A 16,512-nucleotide genomic window follows, 5' to 3' on the forward strand; every position below is an offset into this window, starting at 1 on the left:
CTGCGGGCCGGTCCTAGTTCTGGTACGCCGGGTAGTCGGTGTAGCCCTTGGCGCCATCGCTGTAGAACGTGGACTGATCCGGCTCGTTGACCGGCAGCCCTTCGCGCCAGCGGCGGACCAGGTCCGGGTTGGCAATGGCTGGGCGTCCGACGACGACGGCGTCAGCGTGGCCGTCGTCGACGAGCGCCGTGGCTTCCTCGCGGGTGGTGATGATACCGAAACCGGTGTTCAGCAGGAACGTTCCGCCGAAGCGGGTGCGCAGATCCTGCACCAGCTCGCTGGCGGGTTCCTTGTGCAGGACGCTCAGGTAGGCGAGCTTCAGGGGCGCCAGGGCATCCACCAGATGGCCGTAGGTCACGTGAACGTCTGCGGCGTCCAATTCCGTTGTGCCCTGGACATTGTGTTCCGGCGAGATGCGAATGCCGACGCGGTCTGCTCCAATCGCATCCACTACGGCCCGGGTCACTTCAATGACGAAGCGTGCACGGTTCTCCGCCGAGCCACCGTATATGTCGTCGCGCTGGTTGGCGGACGGAGCAAGGAATTCGTGCAGCAGGTAGCCGTTGGCGGAGTGCAGCTCGACGCCGTCGAACCCTGCACCGATCGCGTTGCGGGACGCCGTGACGAACTCCTGGACGATGCCCGGCAGTTCCTCGGTGGTCAGGGCGTGCGGAACGGGGAAAGGCTTCTTTCCCTCATTGGTTCGGGTCTCGCCATCGATCGCGATAGCGCTCGGCGCGACCACTTCGTAGCCACCGTTGGTCGCCTCATGGGTGACGCGTCCGGCGTGCATGACCTGGGCGAAAATGCGGCCGCCCTCGGCGTGGACGGCGGAGGTGACGTTGGCCCAGCCCTTGAGCTGCTGGTCGGTCACCAGGCCCGGCTGGCCCGGGAAACCCTGGCCTGCATGGCTGGGGTAGGTGCCTTCACTGACAATCAAGCCGAGCGAGGCCCGCTGGCGGTAGTGCTCGACAACCAGCGGTCCCGGTATCCCTTCCTTGCCGGAGCGGACTCGGGTAAGCGGCGCCATCACGAGTCGGTTGGGCAGTTCCAGCTCGCCGAGAGTCATTGGGGAAAACAGCATGCGAAGTTCCTTTCACCAGGGATTGGGTTCTCTGGCAACAACTGCGCGGCGCCTGCAACTATTCCATCTGAGACTCGGATCACAGTCAGGCTTATGCTTCCCCGCCGAGTCGACGCCCGTGGGCACGGATCCTTGGTGGTGGCATTGGCCGCTCGCGCAGGGATTTATGGTGCGGGCGCGGCGACGCCGGGGCAGCCCTGGCCTTGTGCGTTCCGGAGGCAGTCGTCCGCGTAGTTCCGGGTGACGGACCGCCAGACGCTGACCGTCTGGGGCGGCGAGCTGAACTCGCCTTGCCCCGGAATGGGCAGCGGCGGGCCGCCATTGACGGAATAGGTGCCCTGGAAATGGGTGGTCAGCGCTACGGAAAAATCTCCGGTCTGGGTGTAGACGTGGCTCGTGAGGGTCCTTTCGCCCCACCGGTCCTCGGGGAGCGGGCCCCCGGCAGCAGTCTGCGGCCCCCGCGACGTCCCGTCGCCATAGTTCCAGGTGTACTGGAGCGGTTTGGCGGTCACGTGCACGTTTTGCGCCAGGAGGGTGAGGTCGAACTGCTGTTCAGCCGCCGCTGCAAAGAAGTTGGTCTCGGCCCCGCGGAGGGTGTGCGGGCTGGGTTGAGCCGTGACCGTTCCAGCGGCGATCGGAAGTTTCTGAAACTCTGTCTGGATCATGGCGGCGATCCGAGGCAGCAAATCTTCCGGCTTGGGATCGTAGAAGCAGGTCGGTCCGGAATGGATCGTCCAGACTGGGTTCTGCACGCCTGCTGGAGCCTTCAGCCACATAACCGGGAACCCGTCTGTTCCGTCGGGGCCGTTAGTGCAGTCCAGGCGCCGACCAAGACAGGGGGTATCGAAGTCACCGCCGCCGAGATGACATTGGAGTTCGTACTTGTACTGGAATGGGTCAGCGGACACGACGCCGGGCTCGAGCGCGGTGAGCTGCCCCGTGTCCGGATCCAACTGCCAACCCCCCACGTTGACGCTGTCTGGATCCCAGACACCGAAGATGTCAGGTGGCACTGCGCGCGCGGGCCCAATTCCCATCAAGAGGAGCAACACCCCGGACATTACTAACGTAATCAACGGGCGGCATGAATTCGCGAGGACCATAGCTCAGCCGACGATTCTTCCGACGTTTACCAAGGACCAACTGCCGTCGTTGAAGGAGACAAACAACAAATTCCCGGTATCGTCAGGCTGAGGATCGCTTCGAGCGACGCTGGCATCTTGCCTCATGTATGTGAGGGGAGTTTGACGGGCCTGGACCACTACCTGATACGTCTTATCCGAGCCTCGAACAAATTCACTGCTGCCTACGAGAGCCGTGATCTTCCCGCCCACAAGCCAACGACCCTCTGCATGCCACGCTTTGATGATGCTCTTGGCCTTAGCACATGGCTCGCAACCTGCGGACGTCACTGCTTCAAGGGGCGCCAACTCTCCAGTCTCGTATCCGTAGCTGAGCAAACTGAACCAGTGTGAGGCAAACGCAATCGCGCCTTCCTTCGTCTCCGCCTTTGCCTCCTCCGGCAGCACCGGGACCGGGACGTTTTGAGCCCTGCCTGAGGCGTCGGCCGGTTTGTAGCTCGGGGTGGGTGTCGGCGTTGGAGTTGGAGTGGACGTGACCAACGCACTGAGGGACTCAGTGGCCGGCGGGGCGCCGGGTGAAAAACCTCCGCCGCTGCAGGCGGTGGTCAGCAACAGCGAAGTGGCAACAGCCCATGCGGCGACGGCCCGCCGACGGCAGAAAACGGAAGATCGAGATGTCATGGTCAGCTACTCCCCCGATAGAAATCAAGACGCCTGGGTCCAAACAATGCTTAAGGGTAACTGACGTCACATTCTGGGCGTCACGGTTATCCACAGGCGGGAAAGCAACTGCAAATGTCCGTGCCTCCGGCCGTTGCGCCCCCGGTCCTCCCGCCGGCCCTCCCCGCAACGCCACCCGCGGCTCCGCCGCGCCGTCGGCCCCCGCCTTACCCGTTAGTCTCTGGCGTTTTTCTACCGTGCACAGAACAATGAACCCCATGATGTTCGAACATGCTGACGGCAATCCCATCCTCAACCTGGACGATGAACAGTCCTGGAAACTGATTGAGGGCACCAAACACGGCAGGCTCGTTGTCACTGTGGCAGGCGAGCCGGACATCTTTCCGGTGAACTACGTGGTGAGCGGCCGGATCCTGTTCATCCGCACCGCGCCAGGCAACAAACTGGCCGAACTGACGATCAACCCCCGGGTGCTCTTCGAAACGGACGGCATCTTGTCCGACGAAGCCTGGTCAGTCGTGCTGCGCGGCACCGCGCGTGTGCTGGAGCAGTCGGCGGAGATCGCCGCCGCCGAAGTGCTGGGACTGAAGTCCTGGGTTCCCACCTTGAAGGACTTTTACGTCGAGATCGAGCCGACATCGCTCTCCGGCCGCCACTTCCAGTTCGGCGAGCAGGCCGAACGGGAGATCTGACCCCGGATCCAGGCCGCCTAGAATTAATCCATGGCGGACAAGCTGACCCCGGAGCGGCGCAGCTGGAACATGTCCCGCATTCGGGGGAAGAACACCAAGCCCGAACTCATAGTTCGCAGGCTCCTCCATGCCAAGGGGTACAGGTATCGGCTGCACGGCACCGCCCGCGGCGGCCGGCTCCCCGGCAGCCCGGACCTCGTGTTCGCCAGCCGCCACAAAGTCATCTTCGTCAACGGCTGCTTCTGGCACTTCCATGACTGCCGTGTGGGCCAGCACGCGCCGAAGGCCAACGCAGAGTTCTGGGAAACCAAGCGCACGCGCACCCGGAACCGCGACGCCGAGCAGCGCCGCCAGCTCGAAAGTGCCGGTTGGGTGGTCCTCACCGTGTGGGAGTGCGAGCTCAAGGACCCTTCGGCGTTAGAGCAGCAGCTCGACGCCTTCCTGCAGGGCACGGCCCGGGAGACCTCGTTAAACCCGGTGGTGGTCGATGAGCCAGCCGGCCAACTGACGGGCACGGCCCGCTGCGGCGAGGTCCCCCTCGGTGGCAGAAACGATCGACCCCTTCATGAGGATGTGCAATGATCGGGAAAAGTCCTCAGTGTCGCGCAACCCTGCTTCTTCGGCAAGCTGCTGCACGTGCCCGCGGATCTTGGCCAGATAGTCGATGCTGGCCTGCCCGAGGGGATGGCCCGCCCCCATCTCCAGCAGGATGTTGATGAACGAGCAGGCCTCGAAGTCGTCGCGGGCAAACCAGTCGGCGAAGACGTCAAAAATGGCCAGCAGTTGCTGCTCCGGAGTGTCGGCCCTCCGCCTGGCTTCGCCAATGATCGCGTCCACCGTCCATTGCTGGTCCCGGCGATCCAGGAAAGCCAGGACGAGCTCGTCCTTGGAGGCGAAATGCCGGTAAAAGCTCGCCTTGGCCACCCCCGAGCGGTTGATCAACTCGTTAACTCCGACGTCGCGGACTCCGCGCCGGGAGAACAATTCGTAGGCGACCGCAAGGATTCGCTCACGGACTCCGGACGCCGGCGGGCTGCCGCCGTCCGCCGCGGCTGGCGGCGGGGACGCTCCGGCCCCGGAATTAGTTGAAAGTGACATCAAAGTTATCTTAGCGTCCAAGCGAGACAGGGTGGTCTTCCTACGCTAATATTCAATTTCGGGGATTTGGACCCCATTCGGTCAGTACCTCACGAGTACTGCAACACGGAAGAGCGCACGATGCCGCACCTGCTGAAGTCGAACGAGCTGAGCTCTTCAACTCCACCGCCAATTCCATCAGCCGACGCCCAGGTGCTGGAATTCCGCCGTCCGAGGGGCAAGGAACGCACCCCGTCCCGGACCTCCCCCCAGTTGCTTGAGGCCGGGCAGGACCTCGGTCCCCTGCGCGGGCAGGTGACCGAGATTATCGATTCGATTCTCGCTGAGACCGGGCCGGACGAGGCGGAGGTCCGGGAGAATCTTCGCCGGCATGTCGCCAACCATCCCGGCCGGCCGGAAAAAGCCCTCTTGAAGCATTTGCTGAATGTGTCCTCCTGACGCATTCGCTGATTGTCAGCGGCTGATCGCGGCCTGACGCACCACTTCGCCCCACGACTGCTGCGCGAGGTCCGCTACGGCTGCCAGAATTTCCGACGGCGGCAGCGACAGATCCAGCGGGAATTCGACCACATCGATGTCCGTATTGAGGATCCGCCGCAGCTTGATTTCGCTGGCTCCCGGATAGACCAACCACGCCGTCGGCACCCTCAGAGACGTGCAGTAGGCCAGCATCCGGAAGTGGTCCCCCGAGAGCGAGGCGCCGGCGTCGGCAGCCGCCTGGTACTTGGCCTCGTACACCATCACCGGCCGTCCGCCCAGGAAATGGACCGCACCGGGCTGCACGACGATCCGGTCGGAGTCGCGGACGGCCTCGTTGAGCAGCGCGTTGTAGCGCAGCCGCATCTCTCCCGGGTACGCCGCCATGGCCGCCCGCAGCGCCGTCCCGACGAAGTCTTCGAAGACCTTGGACATGTCCACCACGAACGACGCCGACAGCTGCTTGCCGTCGCCGGCCTCCGCCGAGGCGTTGCGCAGGATCACCTCGGCGAGCCGGAGGGCCGCGTGGTAGCGGGTGTTCATCCGGCTGGCCCGCCACTGCGGGAGCGGCGCGCCGGACTGGAGGCGCGTCACGGCGTCGAGCTTTCCCTTCAGCTGCCGCAGACGGCTGAGCACTGCCGGGCGCACGCCCGGCACCTGGGACATCCGCTCAAGTGCGGCGCGAAGGATCCGGTTTTCTGCGATGTCCTCGGTGAACTCGTCGTAAGAGACCTCCAGCGGGACCAGCATCCCGGGCCGGCGGGAGATCTGGTCCGAGATCCGGATCCTGCCCTTGACCGTCCGGAGTGACTCGTCGACGTTGAGGTAGCCCTGCAGCACCCCGCGGCTCAGCGCACGGTCAGCAAGGTGCGCGAGGGATTCAGCCAAGGCACTCCACAGGTCCGTTTCCTCGACGGCGGCCACGGAATCGTCCCGGAAGCCCTGGTCCCCCGCGTAGCCGAGCAGGAACAACAGCCGGCCCAGGCCGAGCCGCTCCTTGGGCCGCACCTCCAGCTGCACGGCCGGGGTGCGCACGGAGCCCACCTTGCCGACCGGCTCAATCCGGTACAGGCCCATGCCCATCGGCGAGGCCCTGGCCAGGCCGCTGGCGTTGACGTAGGCGGCGCTGGCCGGGTCGAGCCGCTCCACCACGCCGCCGGAGAGCTCGTCCAGCACGATCCGGCGCACCGCCGTCGCAGGCCCCCGAGAGGGCCCGTTGGCGGGCCCGGTCGCCGTCGCGGACGCGCGGGACGTCGCGGGCCGCTGCAGGCTAGACGCGCGCAAGGCGGGCGAGCAGTTGGTCCAGCCCGAACCGCTCCTCCAGCTGTGCCCGGTTGAGCTGGCCGTGATAGTGCTCCTCGAGCAGCGGCATCAGCTCGTACTTCCAGATCCGGCGCAGGCCCTTGGGAGTCTGGGCGGACTTCTTCATGAAGTAGGACGGCCCGATCATGAGGTCCCGGTCCCACTCGTCGATCGCGTCGTTCAGCGCGTCCAGCAGCAGGGCCGGCGTCGTATCCAGGTCCCGCGCCTGCAGGAACCGCAGCAGCGAGCCCTTCACCGGCTCCGTCTTCGGGTGCAGCTCGATGAAGGAGAAGCGGCGGCGGATGGCCGCGTCCATCATCGCGATGGACCGGTCCGCCGTGTTCATGGTCCCGATGATGTACAGGTTGTCCGGCAGGGTGAACGGCTCGTTGGGGCTGTACTGCAGGTAGATGCGGTCGTCACGGTATTCGAGCAGGAAGTACAGCTCGCCGAAGACCTTGGCGAGGTTCGCACGGTTCATCTCGTCGATGATCAGGAAGTACGGCTTGCTCTCGTTGCCGGGTTTGGCCGCCTCTTCGGCGATCCGGCGCAGCGGGCCGGCGACGAGCTTGAAGGACACCTGGCCCTCGTCCGTCTTGTCCGGACGGAAGCCCTCAAAGAAATCCTCATAGGCGTACGAGGGATGGAACTGCACGAGCTTGACGCGTTCGTCCGTGGGATCGCCGGCCAGCTGGGCCGCGAGGTGCTTGGCCAGGTACGTCTTGCCCGTTCCGGGCGGCCCGTAGAGCACCAGCTGCCGGTTCTCCTCCAGCAGCTCGGCGATTTCCTGCAGCGGCTCCAGGTCCATATGCATGGACGCGGCGAATTCCGGGGTCAGGGCACGGAATCCTTCCGGCACGGGTCCGACGACGGCGGCCGGCTCGGCGCCTTCTTCGGCTTCCGGTTCCGCTTCGGCCGGCAGGAGTGCCTCGAGAGCCTGGATGACGCGGGTGATGTCCACGATGATGCCCGCGGTGGCCAGTTGGCGCTGCACGTGCCGGGGCAGCTCGGTCATGTCATGGGTCTCGTCGAACCAGCGGACCTTGCGTCGCAGCCGGCGGTTGTCCGCGTGGTGCTCCGGTTCACCGAGCACCACGCCCATCCGGACAGTGCCCGAGCTCTGGTAGAGGGTCAGATCGCCCGGCTTCATCACCGTCAGGAAGGCGAAGACGGCGGTCTTGGTGTCCTCGCGTTCGACATAGCCGAGGTGTTTGTAGTCCTCGTCTACGGCGTGCTGGACCAGCCCTGCCGTGACGCCCGGGTCCAGCAGGCGGAGGTGTTCGACGTCGAGCGTCACCGTTTCCTGGTCCTGCCAGGCGGCGAGGAGATCGGCGTTGTCGTGGTGGGTGCGCAGCAGCCACGCGCGGCGGCCGGGATCGGCCACCTTCCGCCATTGGCTGACCAGCTGGCGGGAGTACCAGTCGATCCGCTGGCCCGCCTGCTCATCGAGATGGCGCCGGATCCGGTGGATATCCGCGGAGACTTCCTCGTCGCTTTCCCCCTTCGCCCCTCCCACCAGGGAAGCGAAGGCGTCGCGGATCTCCTGGCGTTCGACGTCGGCCACCACGGGCTCGAAGTAGCTGGGCCAGACCAGGAATTCGATGCTGCGGCGGATGGCCGGCTGGTCGTCCGGGGTGCCGGCGACGAGCCGGTGGAAGGCCAGCGGGTCCGTGATCGCTGCCGAGATGACGGCGGCGGGCTGCCCGGCCACGTGCCCCACGAAGCGGCAGAGCCATTTCAGGTGGTCCCAGATGGTCCAGTTGAATTCTGCGGTGCGGTCGCGGATGACCCCGTGGTCCGTCATGCCGGCAAAGAGTTCGTCCGGGAGGTCCAGCGGAGGTTCCAGCCAGGACGCGGCCTCGGCCACCCGGGCGCGCTTGACCTTGAGCGACTTCACTTCATGAGCCATCGGCAGGGACTGCAGGAACAGCAACTCGACGGCCAGCTGCTTGGCGGCGCGCGATGCGCCCTCGAGGTTCTGCCGGAGGTTCGTCATCATGGGGGCCTTGGCGTCCGGAACGCCGCGCTCCAGGCGTTCCAGCAATTCCGCGGCGGCTGCCGCTGTCCAGGTCTTGGTGCGCCGGTCCAGGGCGGACGGTTTCCCGTTCAGCCCCGGGCCCAGCACAAACCATGCAGCGTCTTCGATCTCCTTGGAGATGCCGAGGGCACGGTGCATGGCGGGCTTTTTGGGTGGGGTCATACCTACAATTTACAGGCTTAAGCTGAACGCCCGCATTAAGCCCTGCCCGTCCTACTGATCGGTAGCTTTAGCCGGGGCGGCAGTGGGCGGCGGACCGGCCTCTATCGGATACCGGGAAGGTTCTTGCGTCCGAAGGCAAAGTAACTTCCCGGCCCGATGAAGTTGATGAGCGTGACCGCCCGCCACACCGCCTTGCTGCCGCGGATCTGCTCGGCAGGCCGGCGCGAGATGTCCCGTTGCGCCGCGATGAGGAGTACCAGCTGGACGATGGCCGCCGCAACGGTTCCGAACCGCGCCATCGGCGAGAGTTCTTTCCACGACTTCTTCTTCCGGGTGTGCTTCGTTTTGTTTGTCACGGTCCAGCTCCTTACGTCCGGGATTGTTCATTGTAGGAGCCATCCGGACACCGGGATAGAGGCCATGGAACCGGGTGGGCTGTCCGGGTCACGGTGCATGGGTGACCGTAAAGGGGGCCAGCTTCTCCTTTTGCCCGGGCGTCAGCCGCAGCACCCGTCCGGTGGCCTCATCCACGAACGCCAGATGGCTCGTGGCCCGGACGCAGTCCTCGCCGGTCACGGGATCCTGCACGAGGTAGTGGATGTCGAAGCTGGCGCCCTTCACCGCGCCGATCCAGAGCTGGACCACCGCCGGCACGTTGCGGTATTCGAGCGTTTGCACGTAGCGGATCCGGTGCTCCACGATCAGGGCCAGGGTGCCCTCGGGGACCTCGCTGAAGAGCGGCACCGGGGGCTCGGTCCCGGGCAGTCCCGGCCCGCGGGGAGGCCCGAACGCCGCGATGCGGGCCTCCTCCAGAATCCGGACAATCTGGACGTTGTTGATGTGGCCGTAGGCATCCATGTCGCCCCAGCGCATGGGCACGAGCACCTCAATGCGCCGGGAGCCTGAAGCGGCCGGGACGGCGGCGCTCAGCTGCGCACCGCCGTCGTGTCCTCCGCTGTGTTGACTGTGTCGTCGCCAGAAAACGATGCGTCGGCGTCCTCGCCGGCGAACTGGGACATGTACAGCCGGTAGTAGGCGCCCTTCAGCTCCAGCAGTTCCGCGTGCCGGCCCTGCTCCACGATCCGGCCGGCTTCCATCACGAGGATGGTGTCGGCGTCGCGGATGGTGGAGAGCCGGTGCGCGATCACGAAGCTCGTCCGCTCCGTGCGCAGCGCCGCCATCGCCTTCTGGACCAGGACCTCGGTGCGGGTATCCACCGAGCTCGTGGCCTCGTCCAGGATCAGCAGCGAGGGGTTCGCGACGAAGGCCCGGGCGATGGTGATCAGCTGCTTTTCGCCGGCGCTGACGTTGTTGCCTTCCTCGTCGATGATGGTGTTGTAGCCGTCCGGGAGGGCCCGGACGAAGCGGTCCACGAACGTTGCCTTGGCAGCTTCCATGACCTGCTCTTCGGTGGCGTCCAGCTTGCCGTAGCGGATGTTGTCGTAGATGGTTCCGCCGAACAGCCAGGCGTCCTGCAGGACCATGCCCACCTTGGAGCGCAGTTCCGCACGGCCCAGCTGGGTGATGTCGACCCCGTCCAGGGTGATGCTGCCGGCGTTGAGCTCGTAGAAGCGCATCACGAGGTTCACCAGGGTGGTTTTCCCTGCGCCGGTCGGGCCGACGATCGCCACGGTGTGCCCCGGCTCCGCGGTGAACGACAGGTCCTCGATCAGCGGCTTGTCCGGGGTGTAACTGAAGGTGACGTGCCGGAAGTCGACATGGCCGTCCGTCTTGGCCGGGAGGTGCTCGGTGGCGGTCTCGGCGTCCTGCTCCTCGGCGTCGAGGAACTCGAAGACCCGCTCCGCGGAGGCCACGCCGGACTGCAGCATGTTGGCCATGCCGGCCATCTGGCCCAGCGGCTGGGTGAACTCGCGGGAGTACTGGATGAAGGCGGTGGCGTCGCCCAGGCTCATGCCGCCGGAAGCGACCCGGAGGCCGCCGACGACGGCGATCCCCACGTAGCTGAGGTAGGACACGAACTGCATGACCGGCATGATCATGCCGGAGACGAACTGCGCCCCGAAGCTGGCCCTGTAGAGGGCCTCGTTCCGTTCGTCGAAGCGGGCCAGCATGTCGGCGTCGCGGCCGAAGACGCGGACGAGGTCGTGTCCGGAGAACGATTCCTCGATCTGGCCGTTGAGCTCGCCGGTGTTCTTCCACTGCGAGGCGAAGAGCTTCTGGCTGCGGGAGCCGATGATGGCCGCCGCCACCCCGGAGAGCGGCAGGGCGACGAGCGCGATCAGGGCCAGCTGCCAGGACACGATGAACATCATGATCACGATGCCGAGCACCGTCAGGGCCGAGTTCACGAGCTGCGCGAAGGCCTGCTGCAGGGCCTGCTGGATGTTGTCCACATCGTTGGTGACGCGGGACAGGATGTCGCCGCGCTGGCGGGTGTCGAAGTAGTTCAGCGGGAGCTTGTTCAGCTTCGTCTCGGTGTCGTCACGGAGCCGGCGGACCACCCGCATGACCAGGATGTTCAGGACGTAGCCCTGCAGCCAGAGGAAGATGTTGGCGACGAAGTACATCACCAGCACCACGCTGATGAGGAACGCGAGCTTCTGGAAATCGATGCCCACCCCGGGGATGAGGTCCATCTTGGCGAGCATGTCCGCGAAGTTGTTCTCGCCCCGGCCGCGCAGGTCTTCGACGAACTGCTCCTTGCTGACCCCGGCGGGAAGCTGCTTGCCCACCACTCCCCCGAAGATCACGTCCATCGCCTGGCCCAGGATCCGGGGGGCGATCACGTTCAGGACGACGGCGACCGCCACCATCCCCAGCACCAGGACGATGCCTGCCCGCTCGGGTTTGAGCAGCCCCATGAGGCGTTTCGCCGAGGGCCAGAAATGCTGCGCCTTCTTGGCCGGCATGGCGCCGAACATGCCGCCGTCGGCCTCGCCGGGAGTGAATTCCTCCTCGTAGAAGTCGTCGTCGGGTGCGCCGGCCGGTCCCTTGTCGTCGATCTTGCCGTCGATCTTGCCTGCGGCAGTCTTTTCTGCGGAGGTCTTCTCGTTGGTGCTCATGCCACTGCCTCCGCGCTCAGCTGGGATTCAACAATTTCCTGGTAGGTGGGCGACGTTTCCAGCAGTTCCTCATGCGTGCCCCGGTCCACGATCCGGCCCTTGTCCAGGACGAGGATCTGGTCCGCGTCGGCGATGGTGGAGACGCGCTGGCCGACGATGATCACCGTGGCGTCGGAGGTCTTCGCCTTGAGCGCGCGGCGCAGCCTGGCATCCGTGGCGACGTCGAGGGCCGAGAACGAGTCGTCGAACAGGAAGACCTTGGGTTCGGTGACGAGGGCCCGGGCGATGCACAGCCGCTGCCGCTGGCCGCCGGAGACGTTGGTGCCGCCCTGGGCGATCCGGGCGCCGAGGCCGTTCTGCTTTTCCCGCACGAAGTCCGCGGCCTGGGCCACGGTCAGGGCGTCCCAGAGTTCCTCGTCCGTCGCCTCCGGTTTGCCGAAGCGCAGGTTGTGTTCGATGGTTCCCGAGAACAGGTAGGGCCGCTGCGGCACCATGGCCACGCGCTGCGTGATTTCCGCCCGGTCCAGGTGGGTGACGGGGACGCCGTCGAGCAGCACCTCGCCCGAGGCGGCGTCGTAGAGCCGCGGCAGCAGGGCCAGCAGGCTGGTCTTGCCTGCGCCGGTGGAGCCGATGATCGCCACGGTCTGGCCGGGCTCGGCGGTGAAGCTGATGTCGCTCAGGACCGGCGCCTCGGCCCCCGGGTAGGCAAAGGAGACGTTCCGGAACTCGACGCGCCCGGCCTTTGCAAGCGGCGGCACCGGGGTGAGCGGCTCGTGGATGGAGGGTTCGACGTCGAGCACCTCGCCGATGCGGTCCGCGCAGACCGAGGCGCGGGGAATCATCATGGCCATGAACGTGCCCATCATCACGGCCATCAGGATCTGCAGCAGGTACTGCAGGAACGCCGTCAGGGAGCCGACCTGCATCTCGCCGGCACCGACGCGCTGGCCGCCGAACCACAGCACGGCGGCGGTGGAGATGTGCAGGATCATGCCGATGGCGGGGAACATCAGCACGAACAATGCGCCGATCTTCAGCGAGACGTCCGTCAGTTCCTTGTTGGCCGCACCGAACCGCTGCGCCTCATGGGGTTCGCGCACGAAGGCACGGACGACGCGGATGCCGATGATCTGCTCGCGGAGGACCCCGTTGAGCCTGTCGATCTTGGTCTGCATGGAGCGGAACAGCGGCATCAGCCGGACCACGAGATAGCCGACCACCACCACCAGCAGGGGCACGGAAACCCAGACCAGCCAGGAAAGGTTGAGGTCCTCGCGCAGCGCCATGAAGATGCCCCCGATGCACATGATGGGGGTGGCGACCATGAAGTTCAGCGCCATCAGCATGAGCATCTGGACCTGCTGGACATCGTTGGTGCCGCGCGTGATGAGCGTGGGGGCGCCGAAGACGTTGACGTCCTTGGCCGAGAAGCTGCTGACCTTGCGGAAAACGCCCCGGCGCAGGTCGCGGCCGAACGCCATCGCGGCCTTCGAACCGAAGTACACCCCGGCGATCGCGGTGGCCACCTGGACCAGCGCCACGCCGAGCATGAGCCCGCCGGTGCGCCAGATGTAGTCCGTGTCGCCGCGGGAGACGCCCTCGTCGATGATCCGGGCGTTCAGGCTGGGCAGGTACAGGGCCGCAATGGTGGAGGCCAGCTGGAAGATGATGACGGCCGCGATGTACGGCAGATACGGCTTGGAGTAGCGCCGCATGAGGGTGACAAGCATGCCCACGAGTCCTTAGAAACTGATGTAGTGACGCCCATTGGAGAGCCGATAGGAGAGCGCTGGGTGAATTCCGGAATTACTTAGGACAGTAATACCGGAGGGGTCCGACAGCCTTAGCCATCCAACTGTACGAAATCCCCCGCTCCCGTGGAACGCGGGACACCCAACATCGCCCAAACAAATGTGGATCCGCGGGGTCCGCCCTCGCGTACTCGCCCTCGCGTACTCGCCCTCGCGTGCCGCGGTTTTACGCGTTCCGGTGCCGGCCGTGGGTTGCGATGTATTCGGCCGCGGCGCGCTGCTGCTTCCGTTCCTTCGCCAGCTGCCGGCGCAAGGTGGTGAGCTCTTCGCTGATCCGGGCCTGTTCGGCAGTGATCGCACGCTGCTCCGCCGCCTGCTCGTGCACGGCACGCAGCGACTCTGCCAGCTGGACCTGCTGCTCGGCCAGCAGGTGCTGGGTCCGCAGCAGCAAGGGCACGACGTCGGCGATGTCGGGGCGCGCGTCCGCCACCAGGGTGCGGGCACGCAGCCTGGTAACCTCGCGGCTGGCGGCCTCCGGGAAGCGTGACTCGTTGTCGCGCTGGCCGCTGAGCACCTCGATGAATTCGCGGTCCAGGTCCGCGAGTCCGGATCCGGCCGCGCCGGCGGCGGACGCTGCCGGGCCGCCGTCGGACGTGGCAGCCGCAGTGCCGGCCGCAGCGGGCTCCGGCTCGATGTCCAGGGTGCGGCGCAGGGGCTGTTCCTTGATGAAGAGGATCGCGAAGAGGGCCACGATGCCGATAATGGCGGAGATCAGGAAGATCTGGGCCGTGGCGTCACCGTAGGCTGCCCGCATGATGTCGCGGACCGGCGCCGGCATGTCCTTCAGGTCCATGTTTCCTCCGGAGGAGCCGCCCGTGGCCGGGATCCCCGCGGCGGCGAGCCCTTCGGTGGCGAGCTGGTGGATCCGGGTGCCCAGGACGGCGCCCAGGACCGAGACGCCGATGGCGCCGCCGACCGAGCGGAAGAACGCCACGGAGGCACTTGCGGTGCCGATGTCGGACGCCCGGACGGTGTTCTGCACGGCCAGGACCAGGTTCTGCATGAGCAGCCCCAGGCCAAGGCCGAGGATGAAGGTGTACAGGCCCGTGAGCCAGAGCTCCGTGGTGTGGTCGATGGTTCCGGCCAGTCCCAGTCCGCCGACCAGCAGGATGGCTCCGGCGACGAGGTAGCGCTTCCACTTGCCGGTGCGGGTGATCAGCTGGCCGGAAAGGACCGAGCCGATGAGGTTGCCGGCGATCATGGGCAGCGTCAGCAGTCCTGCCTCGGTGGGGCTGGCGCCGCGTGCCACCTGGAAATACTGGCCCAGAAAGGCGGAGGAGCCGAACATGCCGACGCCGACGGCCATCGAGGCCAGGATGGACAGGGCCGTGGTGCGCTGGGAGATGATCTTCAGCGGGATGATGGGCTCGGCCACCCGTGATTCGACGAGCACCAACAGGGCCAGGAGAACAATGCCGCCGCCGACCATCGCGGCCGTCTGCCAGGACCACCAGTCGTAGTAGTCCGGGTTGCCGGCGAAGGAAACCCAGATCAGCAGCAGGCTGACGCCGGAGGTGAGCAGGACGGATCCCAGCCAGTCGATCTTTGCCGGGCGCCTGACGTGCGGCAGCTTCAGCGTGACCTGCAGCAGGATGAGGGCGACGACGGCGAGCGGGACGCAGACGAAGAACGTCCAGCGCCAGCCCAGCGGGCTGTCGACGATGAAGCCGCCGAGCAGCGGGCCGCCGGCGGTGCCCACCGCCATGACGGCGCCCATGTAGCCGGAGTACTTGCCGCGGTCACGGGGCGAGATGATGGAGCCCATGATGGCCTGGGCCAGGGCTGTGAGGCCACCCATGGCGATGCCCTGGATGACGCGGGCCGTCAGCAGCAGCGGGATCGTGTCGGACAGGCCCGCCATGACGGAACCGGCCACGAAAATCACGATGCTGAGCTGGACCAGGAGTTTCTTGCTGAAAAGGTCCGCCAGTTTGCCCCAGATGGGCGTGGTCGCGGCGTTGGCCAGGAGCGCCGCCGTGATGACCCAGGCGAAGTCCGTCTGGCTGCCCTTGAGCTCGGACATGATCGTCGGCAGCGCGTTGGCCACGATGGTGCTGCTGATGATCGCGGTGAAAAACGCGGCCAGCAGCCCTGTGAGGGCTTCCAGGATCTGGCGGTGGGTCATCGCAACCATGGGAGCGGGGTGCGAAGGCGGTGTGGGGGACGGCGACGGGGCCGGTGACGGCCCGGTGGCGGCGGCGTGGCTTGCCATATTCTTACTCCTGCGCAGCGGTGGTCATAGTGGTGGATCCGGCCGTCTTTGCCCGGGCCGACGTCCTCAGGGACTCGGCTAGTTTCTTGAGGGTTACCGCCGTCTGTTCGATGTCTTCCTCGCTCCAGTCCAGCAGCAGGCCCTGGAGCGTGGCCGTGCGATGGACCTCGATGGCGTGGAGTTTCTCCGCACCCAACGAGGAGAGCGCAACCAGCTGGGCCCGCCCGTCCTCCGGGTCCGGCCTGCGGACCACGTAGCCCTGCTCCTCCAGCTCGGCGATATGCCGGCTGAGGACGGGGGCGCTGACTCCGAGGCGCTCGGCAAGGTGCGTGGCGCGGGATTCGCGCTCCCCCACAAAGCGGAGGACGCCCTGCAGCGCCACCCCGGTGTCCTCGCCGGGCAGGTTCAGCGCGGCGGCGCAGCGGACCGCGCGCTGGAGATCGAAGATCTGGTACACGAGGTTGGCTGCACTCGTCGGTGGAACTGGCATGATGGACGCCCCTCTTTTTGTTTGCCTTAGGCAACCATATCAAAAAGTGGTTACTTTGGGAAACTAACCTCCGGCCTGGAATGGTGCGCCGAACCCGGTCAAGCGCGCACGACAGAGGCGCCCGACAGAAGCGCGAACGTACACTTCAGGCCCCGAATCCGGCGGATCTGGGGCCTGAAGTGTACGTTCGCGCTGGGGTGGGGTGGGGTGGAGGCGGGCGGGCAGCGGGGTTGGAGCCTCGGGGTTAAGTGTCCAGGTGTGTCGGGCCGAACATCCTGAGCAGGGTTTCAACCACGACGACGTTCGGGCCCTCGGCGGCGAAGCCCGCCTTCAGCGCGTCCCCGACGTCCTCCGGGGCCA

14 protein-coding genes and 1 pseudogene are annotated in these 16,512 nt (G+C 66.1%); 3 read left to right on the forward strand and 12 right to left on the reverse strand.

From position 1 onward, the window contains the following. Positions 1-13: 13 nt before the first annotated feature. The 3 genes from J9611_RS01660 to J9611_RS22665 all read right to left on the reverse strand — a co-directional run bounded on the left by J9611_RS01660 (position 14) and on the right by J9611_RS22665 (position 2,847). The gene (locus J9611_RS01660) at positions 14-1,084 is read right to left on the reverse strand and encodes an alkene reductase (RefSeq protein ID WP_211877098.1); all 1,071 of its coding nucleotides are present in this window, start codon (positions 1,082-1,084) and stop codon (positions 14-16) included. Between the two features lie 164 nt (positions 1,085-1,248). Next, a complete protein-coding gene (locus J9611_RS21690) occupies positions 1,249-2,145 on the reverse strand; it encodes a PKD domain-containing protein (RefSeq protein WP_246527222.1) in 897 nt (298 codons plus the stop codon). A gap of 45 nt (positions 2,146-2,190) precedes the next feature. Beyond that, the gene (locus tag J9611_RS22665) at positions 2,191-2,847 is read right to left on the reverse strand and encodes a DUF6318 family protein (protein WP_372447741.1); all 657 of its coding nucleotides are present in this window, start codon (positions 2,845-2,847) and stop codon (positions 2,191-2,193) included. Between the two features lie 257 nt (positions 2,848-3,104). On the opposite strand from J9611_RS22665, the gene J9611_RS01670 reads away from it, so the two are divergent. Together J9611_RS01670 and J9611_RS01675 are read left to right on the forward strand one after the other, a co-directional pair. After that, positions 3,105-3,539, forward strand: coding sequence for a pyridoxamine 5'-phosphate oxidase family protein (locus J9611_RS01670; RefSeq protein WP_211877100.1), 435 nt, complete (start codon positions 3,105-3,107; stop codon positions 3,537-3,539). A gap of 30 nt (positions 3,540-3,569) precedes the next feature. Beyond that, positions 3,570-3,989 (forward strand): annotated as a pseudogene (locus tag J9611_RS01675) (very short patch repair endonuclease); the annotation flags it as partial. A gap of 18 nt (positions 3,990-4,007) precedes the next feature. Here J9611_RS01675 and J9611_RS01680 read toward each other — a convergent pair. Beyond that, entirely contained in the window at positions 4,008-4,637 is a 630-nt protein-coding gene (locus J9611_RS01680; RefSeq protein ID WP_211877103.1) for a TetR/AcrR family transcriptional regulator, read from the reverse strand. Positions 4,638-4,757: 120 nt separating this feature from the next. On the opposite strand from J9611_RS01680, the gene J9611_RS21695 reads away from it, so the two are divergent. Then, a complete protein-coding gene (locus J9611_RS21695) occupies positions 4,758-5,075 on the forward strand; it encodes a hypothetical protein (RefSeq protein WP_246527223.1) in 318 nt (105 codons plus the stop codon). 15 nt (positions 5,076-5,090) lie between these two features. Here J9611_RS21695 and J9611_RS01690 read toward each other — a convergent pair whose 3' ends face one another. The 8 genes from J9611_RS01690 to J9611_RS01725 form a co-directional block, all read right to left on the reverse strand. Further along, positions 5,091-6,287, reverse strand: coding sequence for a 5-methylcytosine restriction system specificity protein McrC (locus J9611_RS01690; protein ID WP_211877142.1), 1,197 nt, complete (start codon positions 6,285-6,287; stop codon positions 5,091-5,093). 97 nt (positions 6,288-6,384) lie between these two features. Continuing rightward, positions 6,385-8,616 carry an McrB family protein gene (locus J9611_RS01695; RefSeq protein ID WP_211877104.1) on the reverse strand — a complete coding sequence of 744 codons (2,232 nt, stop codon included), beginning with the start codon at positions 8,614-8,616 and terminating at the stop codon, positions 6,385-6,387. Positions 8,617-8,717: 101 nt separating this feature from the next. Then, a complete protein-coding gene (locus J9611_RS01700) occupies positions 8,718-8,915 on the reverse strand; it encodes a PLDc N-terminal domain-containing protein (RefSeq protein ID WP_211877144.1) in 198 nt (65 codons plus the stop codon). A gap of 145 nt (positions 8,916-9,060) precedes the next feature. Beyond that, positions 9,061-9,489, reverse strand: a complete 429-nt coding sequence (locus J9611_RS01705) for an acyl-CoA thioesterase (protein ID WP_211877106.1) — start codon at positions 9,487-9,489, stop codon at positions 9,061-9,063. A gap of 53 nt (positions 9,490-9,542) precedes the next feature. Continuing rightward, on the reverse strand, positions 9,543-11,639 hold the full coding sequence (locus J9611_RS01710; protein ID WP_211877108.1) for an ABC transporter ATP-binding protein: 2,097 nt from the start codon (positions 11,637-11,639) through the stop codon (positions 9,543-9,545). Then, complete coding sequence (locus J9611_RS01715) at positions 11,636-13,369, reverse strand: ABC transporter ATP-binding protein (protein WP_211877110.1); 1,734 nt, start codon at positions 13,367-13,369, stop codon at positions 11,636-11,638. The genes J9611_RS01710 and J9611_RS01715 overlap by 4 nt, the downstream gene beginning before the upstream one ends. Positions 13,370-13,616: 247 nt before the next feature. Continuing rightward, positions 13,617-15,575, reverse strand: a complete 1,959-nt coding sequence (locus J9611_RS01720) for an MFS transporter (protein WP_246527241.1) — start codon at positions 15,573-15,575, stop codon at positions 13,617-13,619. Positions 15,576-15,666: 91 nt separating this feature from the next. Continuing rightward, positions 15,667-16,152: a MarR family winged helix-turn-helix transcriptional regulator gene (locus J9611_RS01725; RefSeq protein WP_211877114.1), complete on the reverse strand. Its 486-nt coding sequence runs from the start codon at positions 16,150-16,152 to the stop codon at positions 15,667-15,669. Between the last annotated feature and the right edge of the window lie 360 nt (positions 16,153-16,512).

This window comes from Pseudarthrobacter albicanus (assembly GCF_018224015.1).
Taxonomy (GTDB): Bacteria; Actinomycetota; Actinomycetes; order Actinomycetales; family Micrococcaceae; genus Arthrobacter; species Arthrobacter albicanus.